Genomic DNA, 16,178 nt, shown 5'->3' with positions numbered 1-16,178 from the left:
ATCGACGGACGAAAGTCCCTGATAGTAGTAATTCCCAAAATCCAAACAACTCGCAGGAGAATATTGCATGCTTCTCACTATGCAAACCATGGGCTTCTTTTTCTTTCAAGAAGTCGGATTCGATGCCCTTACGATGTGGGACCAGATGGGCGGTCTCGCCCGGGCCGTCGTTATTATTCTGTTCATCATGTCCGCTTGGTCGATCGGCGTTATGATCGATCGCCTCCTCGCCTTCAACGCGGCAAAGGCGCAGAGCCGCCAGTTTGCCCCCGCAGTGGCCGGTGCATTGCGTGAAGGCAAGCTCGATGAAGCCATCAAGATCGCGGATCGTTATAAGAAGTCGCACCTTGCTAAGGTCGTCGTTGCCGGTCTCCAGGAATTCAAGGCTCACCAGATGAGCAGCGAGATCTCCGGTGAAACCATCGAAGCCTCTAAGCGTGCTCTCGAACGTGCGGAAGCCATTGTTCACGCTGAACTCAAGCGTGGTGTGTCGAGCTTGGCCACCATCGGTTCCACCGGTCCCTTCGTCGGTCTCTTCGGAACCGTCGTCGGTATCGTCAACGCGTTCAAGGGTATCGCCAGTGAAAAGGCTGCCGGTCTCGGCGCCGTCGCCGGTGGTATTTCGGAAGCGCTGGTTACCACCGCTCTCGGCCTCTTCGTGGCTATCCCTGCCGTTATGATGTTCAACTACTTCACCAATAAGGTGGAAGCCTTTGACATCGAGATGAACAACTCGAGCTCCGAACTGCTCGATTACTTCATCAAGCGTTCGCAGGCAGCCCGTCGCGCCTAGGCGTTGACACCAGTTGGATAGAGATTAAACAGAATCCTCGCGAGTTTACCTTCTCTGTGGCCGGCGTATTCCAATGCGTCCGGCCCAGGAAGGTGGGAACAAAACGAGGGAAGGGCAAGCGACATGGCGAAGAGAAAACACGCCCCACCACCGGTATCCGACATTAACGTCACCCCCATGGTCGACGTCATGCTCGTGATGCTTATTATCTTCATGGTCATCACCCCGATGCTCCAAAAGGGCGTCAGCGTAGATAAGGTGCAGGCCAAGAATCCAATTGCAATGAAGGATGCGGACAAGGAAGACGCCATTCTGGTGAGCGTGACACGCAACGGCGATACTTACCTCGGAACCACTCGAATGGCTCCCGATCAGATGCCCTCCAAAATCAAGGACATGCTGACCAATAAACCAGAAAAGATTGTGTTTATCAGTGCGGACAAGCGTGCCAAGTATGAGCGCGTTGTCACGGTTGTCGACGAAATCCGTAACGCCGGCGTCGAACAACTCGGTTTGCTGACAGATGATTCGCAGGCCAACGCGGCTGCACCGGCTAACTAAATAAGAGCGAGATAAGGAGACACCGCATATGGCAATGGCAATGGGCGGCAAAGGGGGTCCGTCAAGCGACATCAATATGACCCCGATGATCGACGTTCTACTCGTTCTGATCATTATTTTCATGGTGATTACGCCCCTGACGCCTAAGGGCCTTGAGGCGCGCGTTCCGCAGCCTCCTCCTCCCAATCTTCCCCCGCCTCCTCCTGATCAGGACCGTACGGTGGTGGTGACGATCGAGAAGGACAAGAGCATGAAGGTGAACCAGGAGCCGATTCTTTTCGAGAATCTCTCCAAGCGCCTCGAAGACATCTTCAAGACCCGCGCCGAGCGCGTCTGCTTTGTCAAGGGTGATCCCGATTTGGAGTATCAGGACGTAGCCAAGGTGATTGACGTCGCCAAGGGAGTCGGCATCGACCAGGTTGGTTTGATGACCAAGAAGGTGGAAGCCGGCGAATAGCCGGGTGCGAGGAGGATAGCGACACAAATGCTCAAAGCTCTAAAGCCCCATTCCCGTGTGATTGCGACAACCCTGGTGACCCTGGGTCTGCTCGCCTTCGCGAGTGGCTGCGAAAAACTGAAAGCCCGCGACGCCTTGAATAAAGGTGTCCAGGCATACAAAGCTACAAAATACGAAGAGGCCGCACGCAAGTTTAAGGACGCCATCGACGCCGATCCCACTTTTGAAGTGGCTCGCCTCTATCTGGCCACCTCTTATATGAGCCAGTGGATTCCGGGTGCCGATTCTCCAGAGAATAAGGCCCTGGCCAAGAAGGCTGAAGACGAATTCATGATCGTTCTCAAGAACGATCCCAAAAATAAGTTGGCGACGGAATCGATCGCCTCCATGCGCTACAACCAGGCAAACGCCTTCCCCAATCTCGAGGACAAGCTCCGCGTGATGGATGATGCCAAAGTCTGGTATGCCAAGCTTGTCGAGATCGATCCCACCAATGCCAAGGCCTATTACAGCCTCGGCGTGATCAACTGGTCCAAGTGGTATCCCAACTATAAGCAGGCTCGCGAGAAGGCGGGCATGCGGCAGGAAGATCCAGGTCCCATCAAGGATAAGAAGATCCGGGAACAGCTCAAGGCAGATTATCTGCCTTTGGTGGAAGAAGGGATCAAGAACCTCAGCAAGGCCGTTGAATTGGACAAGGTCTATGACGACGCCATGGCTTATCTCAACCTGCTGATTCGTGAGCGCGCCGATCTGGCCGACAATGTCGAAACCTATAAACAGGACATCGCCACTGCCGACAACTGGGTGGCCAAGGCTCTCGAAGCGAAGAAGATCAAGGCTGCCGAGCTCGAAAAGAAGAGCAAGGGTATTGTCAATAAGCCTTAACTGGACAAGATTCTGATTCTCTCCAATATCGGATGGCGGACCCTCTGTGGTCCGCCACTTTTTTTGCTTTGCGGTGTCCAACTTCACATGGCAATGCAAGCAACTTCCACCGCGCAGGGGCAGATCAATATGACCCCGATGATTGATGTACTGCTCGTTCTGATCATCATCTTCATGGTGATCTCACCTGCCACGCCCCGGGGCTATCCTGCCGAACTGCCACAGGATGCTCCACCTCCCGCCGCCACTGTGCCCGATTCCGCGGTTGTCCTCGAAATCGCCGCAAATGGCGATTACTTGCTCAATCATACGGTGGTTGCGTTCGATTCTCTGGAGTCGCGCCTCTCCGGCATCTTTAACGCACGTGCCGAGAAAGTCCTCTTCCTGAAGGGCAGCGGAGAGCTCGAGTACCAGGCGATTGTCCCGGCGATCGCGGCTTCCCGCACTGCGGGAATTGACCGCATCGGCTTATTAACGAAATAATCAAAGGAAGGGGTCTGTCGCAAGAGCTTGGAAGTAAAGGGCAATGAGGCTGAAAAGAATCCGCTACCGGATGCACTGCGTTACGACGCATTGGTAGAGCAGCGCTTCGTCCAGTTAGAAAAGGTCTTTGCCGCCAATCGTCCCAAAGAAGACCTCACCAAACTACGCATCGCATTTGAATTCGCTCGCGATCGCCACGGGCTCCAAACCCGCAAGAGCGGGGAGCCCTACATCCTGCACCCCATCGCCGTCGCTCAGATTCTGGCCGACATGCAGATGGATCTGGTCACGGTCGAGACGGCGCTCCTCCACGATGTGGTCGAGGACACCGGTACCGGCATCGACGAGATCCAGAAACTCTTCGGCAATGAAGTAGCCGCCTGTGTCGATGGCGTCACCAAGCTCGGCAAGATCCACCTCTATTCGCGGGAAGAGCAGCAGGCCGAGAGCGTCCGCAAGATGCTGCTCGCGATGGTCAGCGACATCCGCGTCATCATCGTCAAGCTGGCCGACCGCCTCCACAACCTCCACACGATCGATAGCCTCTCGCGCGAGAAGCAAACCCGTATCGGCCAGGAAACGCTCGACATCTACGCCCCCATCGCTCACCGTCTTGGCATGGGTAAAATGCGTTCCGAGCTCGAGGATCTCGCCTTCCACGCGATTGATCCCGAAGCCCATGCCGACATCGTTGGCCAGATCGAAAACAAGCGCAAGGCCTCGCAGGAATTCCTCGACGGGATCCGCAAGATTCTCGAACAGAAACTGGCGCGCGAATCGATTCCCGCCCGTGTCGAAGGCCGTCTCAAGCGTCCTTACTCGGTCTACCTCAAGCTCAAGAAACAGAAGATCCCCATTGAGCAGGTCTACGATCTGCTCGCCCTGCGCATCATCACCGATTCGCTGAAGAACTGCTACGCCGCCCTCGGCGTCATCCACAATGAATGGCCTCCCATTCCCGGCCGCATCAAGGACTTCATCGCGATGCCGCGCCAGAACGGTTACCAGAGCCTGCACACGAGCGTGATGGGCAACACGGGACAAGCCTTCGAAGTCCAGATCCGCACCGAAGAAATGCACCGCCTCGCTGAGGAAGGCGTCGCGGCCCACTGGAAGTACAAGGAAGGGCAGCGCCACAAGAGCGAAGAAGAGCAATACATCAAGTGGATGCGCCAACTGGTCGAGTGGCAGCAGGAAATGCGCGACCCCGGCGAGTTCATGTCCACCCTCAAGGTGGATCTCTACTCGGACGAAGTCTACGTCTTCACGCCCAAGGGCAAGGTCGTCGTGCTGCCGCGCGATTCAACGCCGGTCGATTTCGCCTATGCGATCCACAGCGACGTCGGCAACGCCTGCGTCGGGGCAAAGGTCAACAACCGCATCGTCCCGCTGCGCTATGCGCTGCGCAACGGCGACGTTGCAGAGGTCCTCACCCAGCCCGGACACATGCCGAGCAAGGATTGGCTCAGCTTCGTTAAAACTTCGAAGGCGCGCAACAAGATCAAGCAGATCATCAATGCCACCGAGCGCTCGAAGGCCATTGAGATCGGCGAAAAGTACTTTGAAAAGGAAGCGCGCCGCCTCTCGATTCCGATCTCGAAACTCGACGAGGACATCCTCAAGCAGGTGCTCGAAGACTACGGCGTCGGCAAGCTTGAAGACCTCTACGCGAATCTCGGCTACGGCAAGATTGAAGCCCGCCCCATCCTCATCCGCTTCTCCCCGGAGCATGCGGCGCAGGAAGAAGCGCGGGTCCAGGAACTGGCCGCCCAGGCGCCCGTTTACAACCCGGCCGACAAAGAGCTCAAGAACCTCGCCCTCCGCGTCAAGGGCGTCAACGACGTCCTGCTCTACCGCGCCTCCTGCTGCAATCCCATTCCGGGTGAGCCGATTGTCGGCTACATCACCCGTGGCAAGGGTGTCGCCGTCCACAGCATCAACTGCACCAACGTCCAGAATCTGCTCTACGAAGTCGAACGCAAGATCGATGTCGAGTGGGCAAAAACGGGCGTTGAAAGCTTCGATGTGCAGATCTCGATCATGACCGACGATCGCCCCGGAATGCTGGCCCAGTTCACGCAGGTTCTCTTTAGTGAAAACTCGAACATCCGCACCCTTGAGGCGCGTGGCGACATGGAGCGCGACGGGGACGGGGCGGTGGTGGAAATGAAGATTGAAGTCCGCGACCAGCGGCAACTCGACAAAATTCTCAGCGCTCTCCGCCGCATCCCCGGCGTGAGGGACATCGAACGAAAAGCATGAGCCTACAGGAACCCGAACACATTGCTGTCTCCAAGTCGAAAGGCATCGACATTGATTGGAAGGACGGGCTGCATACCAGTTTTACCCTGGCACAGTTGCGTGACAATTGCCCCTGTGCGCATTGCACGGGCGCACACGGCACAGAGCCCCAGAAGACGAACTACGCCAATCCCAGCCCCTTCCAGATGTACCAGCCAGCCTTGAAGATGCTGAGCTGCGAAGCAGCCGGAAACTACGCGCTAAAGATCAGCTGGAGCGATGGCCACTCCAGCGGGATCTATAGTTTTGATTTTTTAAGGAGATTAGCTACAGAAGGCGGAAGTTAACTTCCACTGTCGCTTGTACGGGCACCGAGGCGCCGTCTTTGAGGCCTGGCTTAAAGCGCCACTTCATGACGGCTTCGATGGCCTTCTCGTCGAGGCCAAGGCCCAGCGGACGCACTACTTTCACGTCCCGCGCCTTGCCGGAGGGGTCGACAATGATCGAGAGAACCACGGTCCCCTGGAATTTCGCCTTGCGAGCTTCCTCGGAGTATTCCGGTTCCACCTTGAACAGCACCGAAGGTGCAGAAACCCCGCCGCCGACGCGATAAGCGCTGCCGCCCGTGTTACCGCCGCTGCCCGGTCCAAATCCGGCTCCATTGCCCGATCCAACACCACCGCCCTTACCAGATCCGAATCCACCGGAACCCGGTCCCTGTGACGGAGCGCTCAGGCCCGAAAGCGGATCCCCTAATACCGGCATATTCACCTTAGGCAAGGCATCGGCTTGGGCAATGATGGTGGGTTCCATCACCAGCTTCGGATTCTCTACCTTCTGCAACTGCGGAGGAACAAACTGTTTCGGGGCCACCTTCGGCAGTTTCCCTTTGCTTGGAGGAGTCAGATCCCGGGCGCCGCCACCACCGCCGCCGCCCGCTGTCTGCTTCTTGGGAGCCATTTTCGGCAGATAGTCAGACAAGGGCGCGGCCAGGGGCATCGCCTCTTTGACCACTTCCTGTACTTTTTTGTTGGTAGAAAGGAAAATCAGCAGCGCGATCACGCCGCCGTGGATCAGCATCGAGGTCATCGCACTGCGGGACTCGTTGCCGGCCGTCTGTCCCCAAATATCTTTCACCGCAACCGGGCGAGAAGTGACTTCGAGGGGGGGAAGTTTCGGGGGATTGAAGGTTTCCTTCAGTCCACGCCAGAGGGAAACAAGGACATTTTCGTCCTCATAGCCAGACAACGTCTTTGCCAGATGGTCTTCTGGGCTTGAGACCGGTTTTTGCTCGTCCGTGTGAATCACGATTTCATCCGCCCGTTCCACTGTCGATGTACTCACCCTATTTCTCCTCGAGGTTCAAAACCATCGACTCTGCGCGCTCACCAACAGGACGCTTCAATTTCCCTTCGGGTTGCACACAATCTATGAAATTTGGAAGTACCAGCGACTTTGATCTCATCGTAGCACGCTGGCACTTTTGAGAGCTCTCCCACCGCCGGGCTGTTTCTGTGCCGGCAAAACTCCATTCCTGGGGTCAGTTTCCCGCCTGCAACAAGAACTCTGCACTCATGTCCCAAATCTGATCCATGACATCCGTCAATTCATGACCCGATTCCAAAGCGGTCAATCGTGCATTTGCATGTCCGGCAACAAATTGCTCACTAAAAGCGAGGGGTACTACTTCGTCGTGGGTTCCATGAAAAATCCATGCTGGTTGCGAAAAAGCAGGTTCCGCTGGATACTGCAACCCGTCGGCAATCAGTCCATATCCGACCGGCTCCGGCTTCCCGGTCGCATAGTGCATCATCTCGAGCGAGCCCTTGCTCTCCCACTCCCGCATCGCGGCCTCGCCCAGCCGCAGCTTCCAGCGCTCTGCAAATCCAAATGCCGGGGCCAGCAACACCAGCTTCTCCACTTCCGGATGGAGCAATGCGTATAAGGCCGCCAGATACCCGCCCATGCTCGACCCGATCAGCCGCACCGGCTCTCCGCCCGCGGCCGCTGCAATCACCCGCAACTGCCCACTGACGGTCAGATGGAGAAATCCTTCGGCTTCAAGCTCCGGAATCTGCACCGTCGCGCCGGCCTCTCGCAGCTTCGCGGCAAAAAACTGCGCTTTCCGCGAAGCGGGCGACGACGCAAACCCGTGTAGGTAAATGAATTTCATGGTGTAAATTTGATCTCCGCATCGGACCCAAATTTTTGGAATCCACTGTACGTATAATTCGTCTCCTGCACGAGCGTCCCATTCACCTTGCGCGAATAAGCGACGCTGGCAGGCAGCACCGATCCATACTTCGACGGCGTATACTCCACCGTCCCCTCATCCTCAATCGCAACCTTGCCCTCTTCCACCACCGAAATCAGCTTGATCCGCAGCGGCCGCATATCGGACTGCCGGAGCCACACCACACCCCGCAGCGGCTGTTTCCGCGCATCGTTCCCGCTGTAGACCGTCACCGCAACATCCCGATCACTCCGTTCAAACGAGTACACCGCCACACGGTCCGCTCCCAGAAACTCGGAACTCTCCTCATGGAATCGAATCTTGTCGATATCTCCCGCCCGGAAAATCAACAGCGACAGCCCATAATCGGTCGCCACGCCGTCCAGCCCGTATTTCGTGAACTCTTCCATCATCTTCAAGCGAGCCCGGTCGTCATCGGTCGTTAACCCAAACGCGAGGCGCTCCCGGGCCTTCTTCTGTGTCGTGACATTTTTGCCATCGACATCGATGACCTTGCGCAACTCAAACCACACCGGATTTTCTTTGCCCCGCAACGCATAGCCCAGATCCGACCGGATCTCGCGCTCGGTAATCTTCGGCGCAACCGGACGCAGCGCCGCATCTCCCATCCGGATGCGCAAGCGGTTCGAATAGCGGATCGATTTCTGCTTCAATACTTCCGTTCCAATCAGGTTCGGCAATTGTTCGGCGAAGCTCTGCGCCTGGCTCGCCAGCCGCGCGCGGTCGGGGCCGGACGCTTGTCCCAATAAAAGCATCGGCAGCAGAAAACAGCCCATCAGGCGGCGTAACATCCCTTCTATCATCCCACCCGCCTGCAAACTGACGCGATAATCACAATAACTGCAATGCGTTTCTTTAGTCTCCTCCTCGCCTCTGCCCTTCTACTCGCTGCGCAAGGTCTCGAGTACGTGAAGGCCAACTACACGAAGTACGAGTACCGCATCGCCATGCGCGACGGCAAAAAGCTCTTCACCAGCGTCTACCTTCCGAAAGACACTTCGAAGAAATATCCCATCCTGCTCAACCGCACCCCCTACAGTGTTGCGCCCTATGGCGAAGACCAGTACAAAGCCGACATTGGTCCCACGCCGCTCTTTGGCAAAGACGGCTTCATCGTCGTCTACCAGGACGTCCGGGGGAAGAACATGAGCGAAGGCGAGTTCATCAACATGACGCCCCACCTCGCCAAGAAGCCCGGCGCGGTCGACGAATCGACAGACACCTACGACACCATCGACTGGCTCACCAAGAATCTGCCGAATAACAATGGCCGTGTCGCCACCTGGGGCATCTCTTATCCTGGTTTCTACACTGCCGCGGGCATGATCGACGCCCACCCCGCGCTCAAACTCGCCAGCCCGCAGGCTCCCATTACCGACTGGTTTGTCGGCGACGACTTCCACCACAACGGCGCGCTCTATCTCCCCCACGCCTTCAACTTCCTCTCCTCCTTCGGCGTTCCCCGTCCTGAGCCCACCGTCGCGGCCCGTACCCCCTTCGACCATAAAACTCCCGATGGCTACAAGTTCTTCCTCGACCTCGGCCCCAACTACAACGCCAACGAGCGCTACCTCAAAAACAATGTCCAGTTCTGGACCGACATGATGAAGCACCCGAACTACGACGAATTCTGGCAGTCACGCAACCTGCGTCCCCATCTCAAAAACATCCAGCCCGCCGTGCTCACCATCGGCGGCTTCTTTGACGCGGAAAATCTGTTCGGCGCGCAGCAGGTCTTTAAGAATGTCGAAAAGGGTGGCTTCGCCAACGGCAACCGCATCGTCATGGGGCCCTGGTTCCACGGCGGCTGGGCGCGCAGCGACGGCGATTCGCTCGGCGACATCAGCTTCAACGCGAAGACCAGCGAGTGGTATCGCGAAAAAGTCGAGCTCCCCTACTTCAAGTACATCCTCAAGGACGGTCCAGACCCCAATCTCCCCAAGGCCCTCATGTTTGAATCGGGCTCCAATGTCTGGCGCCGTTACGATGCCTGGCCGCCTCCTTCTTCCCAAGCCAAGTCGCTCTATTTCCATTCCAACGGCAAGCTCAGCTTCACTCCGCCCACCGAAACGGGCGCCTCTTTTGACGAGTACCCAAGCGACCCTGCCAAGCCCGTCCCCTACATCCCGCAGGTCTCCAACCGCATGACCCGCGAGCACATGGTCATGGACCAGCGCCAGGCCTCCACCCGCCCCGACGTTCTCGTCTATGTCACTGATGAGCTCACCGAGGACGTCGTGCTGGCCGGCCCAGTCACTCCCAGCGTCTTCTTCTCCACCACCGGCACCGACGCCGATGTGGTCGTCAAGCTCATCGACGTCTACCCGAACGACTTCCCCGATCCCAATCCCAACCCCACCGGCGTGCATATGGGGGGCTACCAGATGATGGTGCGCGGCGATGTCTTCCGCGCCCGCTTCCGCGAAAGTTATTCCACCCCCATCCCCTTCACTCCCGGAAAAGCCGAAAAAGTGGAGTGGAATCTCCCCGACGTGAATCATTCCTTCCGTAAGGGCCATCGCATCATGGTGCAGGTCCAGAGCACCTGGTTCCCGCTCGTCGATCGCAACCCCCAGAAGTACGTTCCGAATATCAATGAAGCCCGGGAATCGGACTTCCAGAAGGCCACCCACCGCATCTATCGCAGCACCGGGCAAGCGAGCCAGGTGAAGGTGACCATCGTCCCCGGGTTGACAAATTAGAACGATTCTAAAATAATAATGAAATGAAACCAGTAGCCAGGCAGCTGTCGCGCGAAGCTCTGCGCGATCGCTGCCGCGAGGCTGGTCTCTCTCTCACCCACCAGCGTCTCGTCATCTATGAAGAACTCATGGCCATGGGCGAACATCCCAGCCCGGAGGCGCTGTACGAGCGGGTCCGGAAGCAGATTCCATCGCTTTCCCTCGCCACGGTTTACAACAACATCAAGACTTTCGTGGAACACGGGTTGGTTCGCGAGATGAGTATCCATCATGGTTCGCTCCGTCTCGAAAATAATCCCAATCCGCACCACCATCTGGTTTGTACCCGATGTAAGGCCATTGAAGATTTGGCGGAAGACAACTTTGAGCCCATTCGCTTTAAGAAGTCGATCCCAAAAGGCTTCGCCGTGCATCGCTTCAGTGTGGAAGTGCTCGGGCTGTGCAAACGCTGCTCGAGTTCGTCCAAATCATAATCCAAATATCAATCAAGAAGAGGTAACTCAGAATGCTCGGAGTGGGACAAGCTTTCCCCAGTTTTTCGGTATCCGCGGTCGTCAGCACCGACAAGAACAAGGCCTTTGAAACCATTACAGATTCCTCCTACGGCGGAAAATGGAAGGTCTATTTCTTCTGGCCTAAGGATTTTACTTTCGTCTGCCCGACGGAGATCGCCGCCTTCGGCCGTGTGAATTCCGATTTCGCCGATCGCGACACCCAGGTGCTCGGCGGCTCTACGGATAGTGAGTTTGTCCATCTCGCATGGCGCAACACGCACGAAGACCTTGGCGACCTGCCGTTTCCCATGCTTGCCGATGTCAAGCGGGAACTCAGCACTGCGCTTGGAATCCTCGATCCCAATGCCGGCGTCTGCCAGCGTGCTACCTACATCGTAGACCCCGAGAACGTCATCCGCTTTGTCATGGTCAATGACCTGAGCGTTGGCCGCAACCCGCAGGAAGTCCTGCGCGTTCTCGACGCTCTCCAGACCGACGAACTCTGCCCCTGCAACTGGAAGCCGGGCGAAGAAGTCCTCAAGCCCTAACGAAGTTTTAGCGAGGAGACCGCATCCGCTGTCTCCTCGCTAACATCGAAGAAGAACAAACGAATAAGATGAGCTTCCAACAATTACTCGACTCTCTCCCCGCCTATGCCAAGGACATGAAACTCAACCTTGGCTCCCTCATCAACCAACCGGATCTGACGCCAGTCCAAACCTGGGGCACCCTCGTTGCCTCTGCCATCGCCTGCCGCAACCCTGAAGTCACCGAAGCAATTTTCACCGAAGCAGAGAAGTATCTCACTCCCGAACAGATGACTGGCGCAAAAGCTGCCGCCACTGTGATGGCGATGAATAACGTTTACTACCGCTTCCTCCACCTCACTCCCAACGAGAAGTACGCCACCATTCCCGCCAAGCTCCGCATGAACATCATGCGCAGTCATGGAGCCGATGCTCTCGATTTCGAACTCTGGTGCGTCGCCGTCAGCGCGATCAACAATTGCGCCACTTGCGTCGCCTCGCATGAAAAAGTTCTTCGCGACAAAGGTGTCCGGGAAGAAACCATCCTGGCAAGTGTGCGCCTTGCGGCCGTGCTGCACTCCATCGCAACCGTCCTGCAGGCCGAAAGCGTCGAGCCCGTTTCCTAAACGCGCGCGCGCGCCGTTCCGTTCTCCTGGAAGGCGGCGCCGCCAATGGGCACCATCGCCCCGCCGTCGGCCAGAAACGCGGTGCCCGTCACAAACCCGGCATCCTCACTGGACAAGAACGCGATCACCCGCGCGATGTCTTCCGGTTGGCCCAGTCGCTCGAGCAGATGCACTTGCGCACAAGCGGCAAGCGCTCCTGCGGGGTCATCGGTTTGGTCCGCACTCCAGCGCAACATCGGCGTATCGATCGCTCCGGGACAAACGCAATTGCAGCGAATCCCTTCCTTGGCATAGTCGAGCGCAATGCTCTTCGCCAATCCGAGCAGCGCATGCTTTGATGTGACATAAGCGGCGCTATTGCCCACCGCCCCCACGGACTGCACACTCCCCACCAGCGAGATCGACCCGCCCGCCCCCATCTTGGGCAGCACCGCGCGGCAAACGTAAAAAGCCGCCGTCACATTCACCAGGAGGGTCCGGTCCCAAACGGCATCGCTGGTGCTCACTGCTGTTCCATAGGTCTGAATTCCAGCGCTATGCACGAGAATATCCACCTTTGAGAAGAGCGCAACGGCCTTTTCGATCTGCTCCGGATCGCTCACATCCACCGGATTCTCCGTGGAGCTCTGGTCCCAAACCGTCACCTCGGCACCGCGTTCTCGTAGCAACTGCACTGTTGCCAATCCGATCCCGCTTGCGCCACCTGTCACAATTGCCTTTTTGCCGTGGAAGCTCATTACGCTTACTGTATGATGACTCTCAGAATCCCCTTCGGAGTACCCTGGATCTCATCAATGAATTCCCCTTCTTCACGTCGCTTTTTCCTTGGAGCCGCTACCGCGGCAGCTGCTCAGCGTGTCATGGGCGCCAATGAACGAATCAATCTTGTTGTCATCGGCATCGGCGGCCGTGGCCGTGATCATATCGCGAACTATGCCCGTCTCAACGACCAATGCAATATCTCTGGCGTCTGTGACGTCAACCAGGCGGCCCGCGAGCGTGCACAGGCTCAGGTCATCAAGGCGGGCGGCGCGAAACCCAACGAGTACGACAACATGAAGAAGGTCTTCGCCGACAAGTCGGTCGACGCCGTCTCCATGGCCACTCCCAACCATTGGCATGCTCTCGGCATGATCTGGGCCTGCCAGGCAGGCAAAGACGTCTATGTCGAAAAGCCCGCCTGCTACAACATCCACGAAGGCCAGCGCATGATTGAGACCGCGCGCAAGACCAGCCGCATGGTGCAGGTAGGATCGCAAAGCCGCAGCATCAGCTACAAAATCAAGGCGATTGAACAGCTCAAAGCCGGTGTCATCGGCGAGCTCTACCTCGCCAAGGCCTTCTGTTACAAGCGGCGTAAATCCATCGGGCACAAGCCTGACCTCGACGCTCCCCCCGCGGGCATTGATTGGGATCAGTTCCTCGGCCCGGCGCCCTATCGCAAGTTCAACGAACTGCGCTTTGCCTACAACTGGCATTGGTTCTGGGACACCGGCAACGGCGACATCGGCAATCAGGGCGTTCATGAAATGGACATCGCTCGCTGGGGCATGGGCCTCGCCTGGCCCAAGAGTGTCGTTTCCACCGGAGGCAAGTTCGTCTACACAGACGATCAGGAAACTCCCAACACCCAGTTCTCCACCCTCGACTACGGCAACAACAAGCAGATCCAGTTTGAAGTCCGTGGCTTGCCGAGCGGCCCCGAATGGCCCCTGCGCAAGAACGGAACCAATACCGTCGGCAACATCTTCTACGGTTCCGAAGGCATTCTTGCCATCGATTCCGAAGGCTTCCGTGTCTACAAGGGCGAAGAACTCACCCCCTCCCTCGAGGTCAAACCGGAGCCGAATGCCGACACCCAGCCCCACATGGCCAACTTCCTCAAAGCCATCAAGTCCCGCAATTATAAGGACCTGAACGCCGAAATCGAGATTGGCGTCATCTCCGCCGGGCTCTGCCACCTGTCCAACATCAGCTACCGTACTGGCAAGAAGCTCGACTTCGATGCCAGCAAGCTGAAATTTGTAGGCGCTCCTGATGCCGACAAGCTTCTTTCCCGTGAAAACCGTAAACCCTATGTCGCATAGTCCTGAAATCCTCACCACCACCGTCGGTTCCTATCCGGTTCCCGACTGGCTGGCCGCGCTCCCCAGCGAGCAGGCCCGCCTTGACGCCACCCGTGTCGTCTTCGACATCCAGAAGCAAGCAGGCATTGACCTGCCGACTGATGGCGAACTCTATCGCTTTGACGTCAATCATCCCGACACCAACGGGATGATCGAATACTTCATCCGCCCCATGGGCGGCATCCGGGCCAATGTCGGGCGCTCCGATCACGAAGCTTTTGCCGCTAAGCAAACGATGGGCTTCCGCCGCAAAGCAGCTGGAGTGGTTGAGTCCGCGCTCAGCGAAGGCTCGCTGAACTTGCTCGGCGATTGCGAACTGGCCGCGAGCGTCGCGGGTGGACCCTTCAAGTTCACAGTGACTAGCCCGTACATGCTAGCTCGTACTCTGCTCGACAACCACTACGGCAGCTTTGATGAGCTCACCATGGCCCTCGGCCACGTCCTTGCTGGTCAGGTGAAGAACCTGCCCTGCGCCTGCGTGCAGGTCGATGAGGCGAATATCCCCGGCAACCCCGAGGATTGGCCGCTGGCGGCCCGTGCGATCAACGTCGTGCTCGACGCCGTCACCTCGACGCGCGCCGTCCACCTTTGCTTTGGCAACTACGGCGGCCAGACCATCCAGAAAGGCCACTGGCAGCAACTCGTCGAGTTCCTGAACTCTCTGCACGTCGATCACCTGGTCCTGGAGTTAGCCCATCGGCCTGTCGACGACCTCAACTCGCTGAAAGATCTCGCCAGCCACATCCGTATCGGCATCGGCGTGGTGGATATTAAGGTGAATCACGTCGAAACTCCCGAGGAGATTGCCCAATCGATCGATCGCGCCGAGAAGATCCTCGGTCCCGGCCGCGTCGGCTGGATCCACCCCGATTGCGGCTTCTGGATGCTCAAGCGTTCTGTCAGCGATCGTAAGATCGAAGCTCTGGTCAAGGGGCGCGATCTCTTCCTCGGCCGCAAATGAGCGCGGTTGTCACGCAAATCACGGACGGGTCGGCGATCAGCCACCCGTCCTATTTTTTGCAATCCAGCTTTTTCCCAGGAGACAACGAGCTCTTTTTCACCAGCTACCGCGACGGCTCGGCGCAGCTCTACGCCTCCGGTCCCCCGGTCCGCCAACTCAGCTTCGGCCCTGTCGGCATCCACCCCTTCTCTCCCGCACTCCACCCAAACGGCGGCGAGCTTTGCTTCGTCCGCGCGGGTGGCATCTACAGTCTGAACTACACCACGCTCGCGCTGCGCGAGATCACCCGCCGCGACGGAGCCTCCATCGGCGAATGCTCCATCAGCGCGGACGGCAACTGGCTGGTCGCCGCGGCAAAGATTGATGGCCAAAACGGCATCCTCTGTGGTCGCTGGGATGGCACCGGCTGGAACTTCTTCCCCTATCCACGCACCCTCATTCACCCTCAGTTCCACCCGCTCGAACCGGAATGGATCGAGTTCTCCGGCGACCCCGCCCCGCGCATGCACCGTATCCGCCGTGACGGTACGGGCCTCGAATGCCTCTACGAACACGGCAACGACGAGTTCGTCGTCCACGAAACCTTCCTGGGACAAACCGGCGACATCGTCTTCACCGTCTGGCCCTATTCCCTGCGCCGCCTGAACTGGCAAACTCGCGAGATTACGACCATCTGCGACTACAACTGCTGGCATATTGCGCCGAATCGAGCCGGCACAAAGGTACTTTTTGATACGAATCACCCCGATACGGGCATCCAGATTGTCGACGTCTCGACTGGCCTCCGCACCCCCGTCTGCGAGTCTGGCGCCTCCAATGGCGGTTCCCAATGGAAAAGCAGCCGCTATGCGCTCACGGAAGACTTCGCCGCGGCCAGAAGTGCGGCCAAATCCGGTGGCGCTCTCAGTTGGATGGAATCCGGCACCGACACTGTCTACGGGCCCCAATGGACCCACCCCCACCCGAGCTGGAGCCACGGCGAAACGAAGATCGCTTTTGCCAGTGATCGCACGGGACTGACGCAGGTCTACACGGCCGAGATCCGTCACTGAAAATAAATCTTGC

General features: G+C 57.7%; 18 protein-coding genes. 14 read left to right on the top strand and 4 right to left on the bottom strand.

The genetic code is table 11. The features are described from left to right. Nucleotides 1-67 precede the first annotated feature (67 nt). From M017_RS0103505 to M017_RS0103475, 7 genes are all read left to right on the top strand, one after another. The gene (locus M017_RS0103505; RefSeq protein ID WP_035957641.1) at nt 68-793 is read left to right on the top strand and encodes a MotA/TolQ/ExbB proton channel family protein; all 726 of its coding nucleotides are present in this window, start codon (nt 68-70) and stop codon (nt 791-793) included. 123 nt (nt 794-916) lie between these two features. Beyond that, nucleotides 917-1,354: an ExbD/TolR family protein gene (locus M017_RS0103500; RefSeq protein ID WP_031495829.1), complete on the top strand. Its 438-nt coding sequence runs from the start codon at nt 917-919 to the stop codon at nt 1,352-1,354. 28 nt (nt 1,355-1,382) lie between these two features. Continuing rightward, entirely contained in the window at nt 1,383-1,811 is a 429-nt protein-coding gene (locus M017_RS0103495; protein WP_031495828.1) for an ExbD/TolR family protein, read from the top strand. A gap of 27 nt (nt 1,812-1,838) precedes the next feature. Further along, nucleotides 1,839-2,699: a tetratricopeptide repeat protein gene (locus tag M017_RS0103490; protein WP_031495826.1), complete on the top strand. Its 861-nt coding sequence runs from the start codon at nt 1,839-1,841 to the stop codon at nt 2,697-2,699. Between the two features lie 87 nt (nt 2,700-2,786). After that, nucleotides 2,787-3,182, top strand: a complete 396-nt coding sequence (locus tag M017_RS0103485; RefSeq protein WP_031495825.1) for an ExbD/TolR family protein — start codon at nt 2,787-2,789, stop codon at nt 3,180-3,182. Nucleotides 3,183-3,209: 27 nt separating this feature from the next. Next, on the top strand, nt 3,210-5,444 hold the full coding sequence (locus M017_RS0103480) for a RelA/SpoT family protein (RefSeq protein WP_238325799.1): 2,235 nt from the start codon (nt 3,210-3,212) through the stop codon (nt 5,442-5,444). After that, nucleotides 5,441-5,770, top strand: a complete 330-nt coding sequence (locus tag M017_RS0103475) for a DUF971 domain-containing protein (RefSeq protein ID WP_031495822.1) — start codon at nt 5,441-5,443, stop codon at nt 5,768-5,770. The genes M017_RS0103480 and M017_RS0103475 overlap by 4 nt, the downstream gene beginning before the upstream one ends. Here the strand turns inward: M017_RS0103475 and M017_RS0103470 are convergent. The 3 genes from M017_RS0103470 to M017_RS0103460 all read right to left on the bottom strand — a co-directional run bounded on the left by M017_RS0103470 (nt 5,751) and on the right by M017_RS0103460 (nt 8,468). After that, complete coding sequence (locus tag M017_RS0103470; RefSeq protein ID WP_031495820.1) at nt 5,751-6,767, bottom strand: energy transducer TonB; 1,017 nt, start codon at nt 6,765-6,767, stop codon at nt 5,751-5,753. The two genes, M017_RS0103475 and M017_RS0103470, sit on opposite strands and share 20 nt — an antisense overlap. Before the next feature lie 196 nt (nt 6,768-6,963). Next, nucleotides 6,964-7,596: a YqiA/YcfP family alpha/beta fold hydrolase gene (locus tag M017_RS0103465; RefSeq protein WP_031495817.1), complete on the bottom strand. Its 633-nt coding sequence runs from the start codon at nt 7,594-7,596 to the stop codon at nt 6,964-6,966. Further along, the gene (locus M017_RS0103460; protein WP_031495816.1) at nt 7,593-8,468 is read right to left on the bottom strand and encodes a hypothetical protein; all 876 of its coding nucleotides are present in this window, start codon (nt 8,466-8,468) and stop codon (nt 7,593-7,595) included. Before M017_RS0103460 ends, M017_RS0103465 begins: the two co-directional genes overlap by 4 nt. Nucleotides 8,469-8,522: 54 nt before the next feature. On the opposite strand from M017_RS0103460, the gene M017_RS0103455 reads away from it, so the two are divergent. The 4 genes from M017_RS0103455 (at nt 8,523) to ahpD (ending at nt 12,026) form a co-directional block, all read left to right on the top strand. Continuing rightward, entirely contained in the window at nt 8,523-10,379 is a 1,857-nt protein-coding gene (locus M017_RS0103455) for a CocE/NonD family hydrolase (protein WP_155121215.1), read from the top strand. 23 nt (nt 10,380-10,402) lie between these two features. After that, the gene (locus tag M017_RS28500; RefSeq protein ID WP_080507476.1) at nt 10,403-10,852 is read left to right on the top strand and encodes a Fur family transcriptional regulator; all 450 of its coding nucleotides are present in this window, start codon (nt 10,403-10,405) and stop codon (nt 10,850-10,852) included. Nucleotides 10,853-10,884: 32 nt separating this feature from the next. Beyond that, nucleotides 10,885-11,421, top strand: a complete 537-nt coding sequence (locus tag M017_RS0103445) for a peroxiredoxin (RefSeq protein WP_031495810.1) — start codon at nt 10,885-10,887, stop codon at nt 11,419-11,421. A gap of 68 nt (nt 11,422-11,489) precedes the next feature. Further along, nucleotides 11,490-12,026 (top strand): alkylhydroperoxidase, AhpD family, encoded by a 537-nt coding sequence (gene ahpD / locus M017_RS0103440; RefSeq protein ID WP_031495808.1) that lies wholly within the window; start codon nt 11,490-11,492, stop codon nt 12,024-12,026. Here ahpD and M017_RS0103435 read toward each other — a convergent pair. Further along, nucleotides 12,023-12,763, bottom strand: coding sequence for an SDR family NAD(P)-dependent oxidoreductase (locus M017_RS0103435; RefSeq protein ID WP_035957638.1), 741 nt, complete (start codon nt 12,761-12,763; stop codon nt 12,023-12,025). The two genes, ahpD and M017_RS0103435, sit on opposite strands and share 4 nt — an antisense overlap. A gap of 57 nt (nt 12,764-12,820) precedes the next feature. On the opposite strand from M017_RS0103435, the gene M017_RS0103430 reads away from it, so the two are divergent. From M017_RS0103430 to M017_RS0103420, 3 genes are read left to right on the top strand one after another with little or no spacing between them, the layout of a single operon-like run. Next, nucleotides 12,821-14,113, top strand: a complete 1,293-nt coding sequence (locus M017_RS0103430) for a Gfo/Idh/MocA family protein (RefSeq protein WP_031495806.1) — start codon at nt 12,821-12,823, stop codon at nt 14,111-14,113. Next, on the top strand, nt 14,103-15,113 hold the full coding sequence (locus M017_RS0103425) for a cobalamin-independent methionine synthase II family protein (protein ID WP_031495804.1): 1,011 nt from the start codon (nt 14,103-14,105) through the stop codon (nt 15,111-15,113). The genes M017_RS0103430 and M017_RS0103425 overlap by 11 nt, the downstream gene beginning before the upstream one ends. Then, nucleotides 15,110-16,165 (top strand): TolB family protein, encoded by a 1,056-nt coding sequence (locus M017_RS0103420; RefSeq protein WP_031495802.1) that lies wholly within the window; start codon nt 15,110-15,112, stop codon nt 16,163-16,165. The genes M017_RS0103425 and M017_RS0103420 overlap by 4 nt, the downstream gene beginning before the upstream one ends. Nucleotides 16,166-16,178 lie beyond the last annotated feature (13 nt).

The sequence above is a fragment of the Bryobacter aggregatus MPL3 genome, assembly GCF_000702445.1.
In the GTDB taxonomy this organism is placed as follows: Bacteria; Acidobacteriota; Terriglobia; order Bryobacterales; family Bryobacteraceae; genus Bryobacter; species Bryobacter aggregatus.
This window is presented reverse-complemented; position numbering and strand designations above follow the sequence as displayed.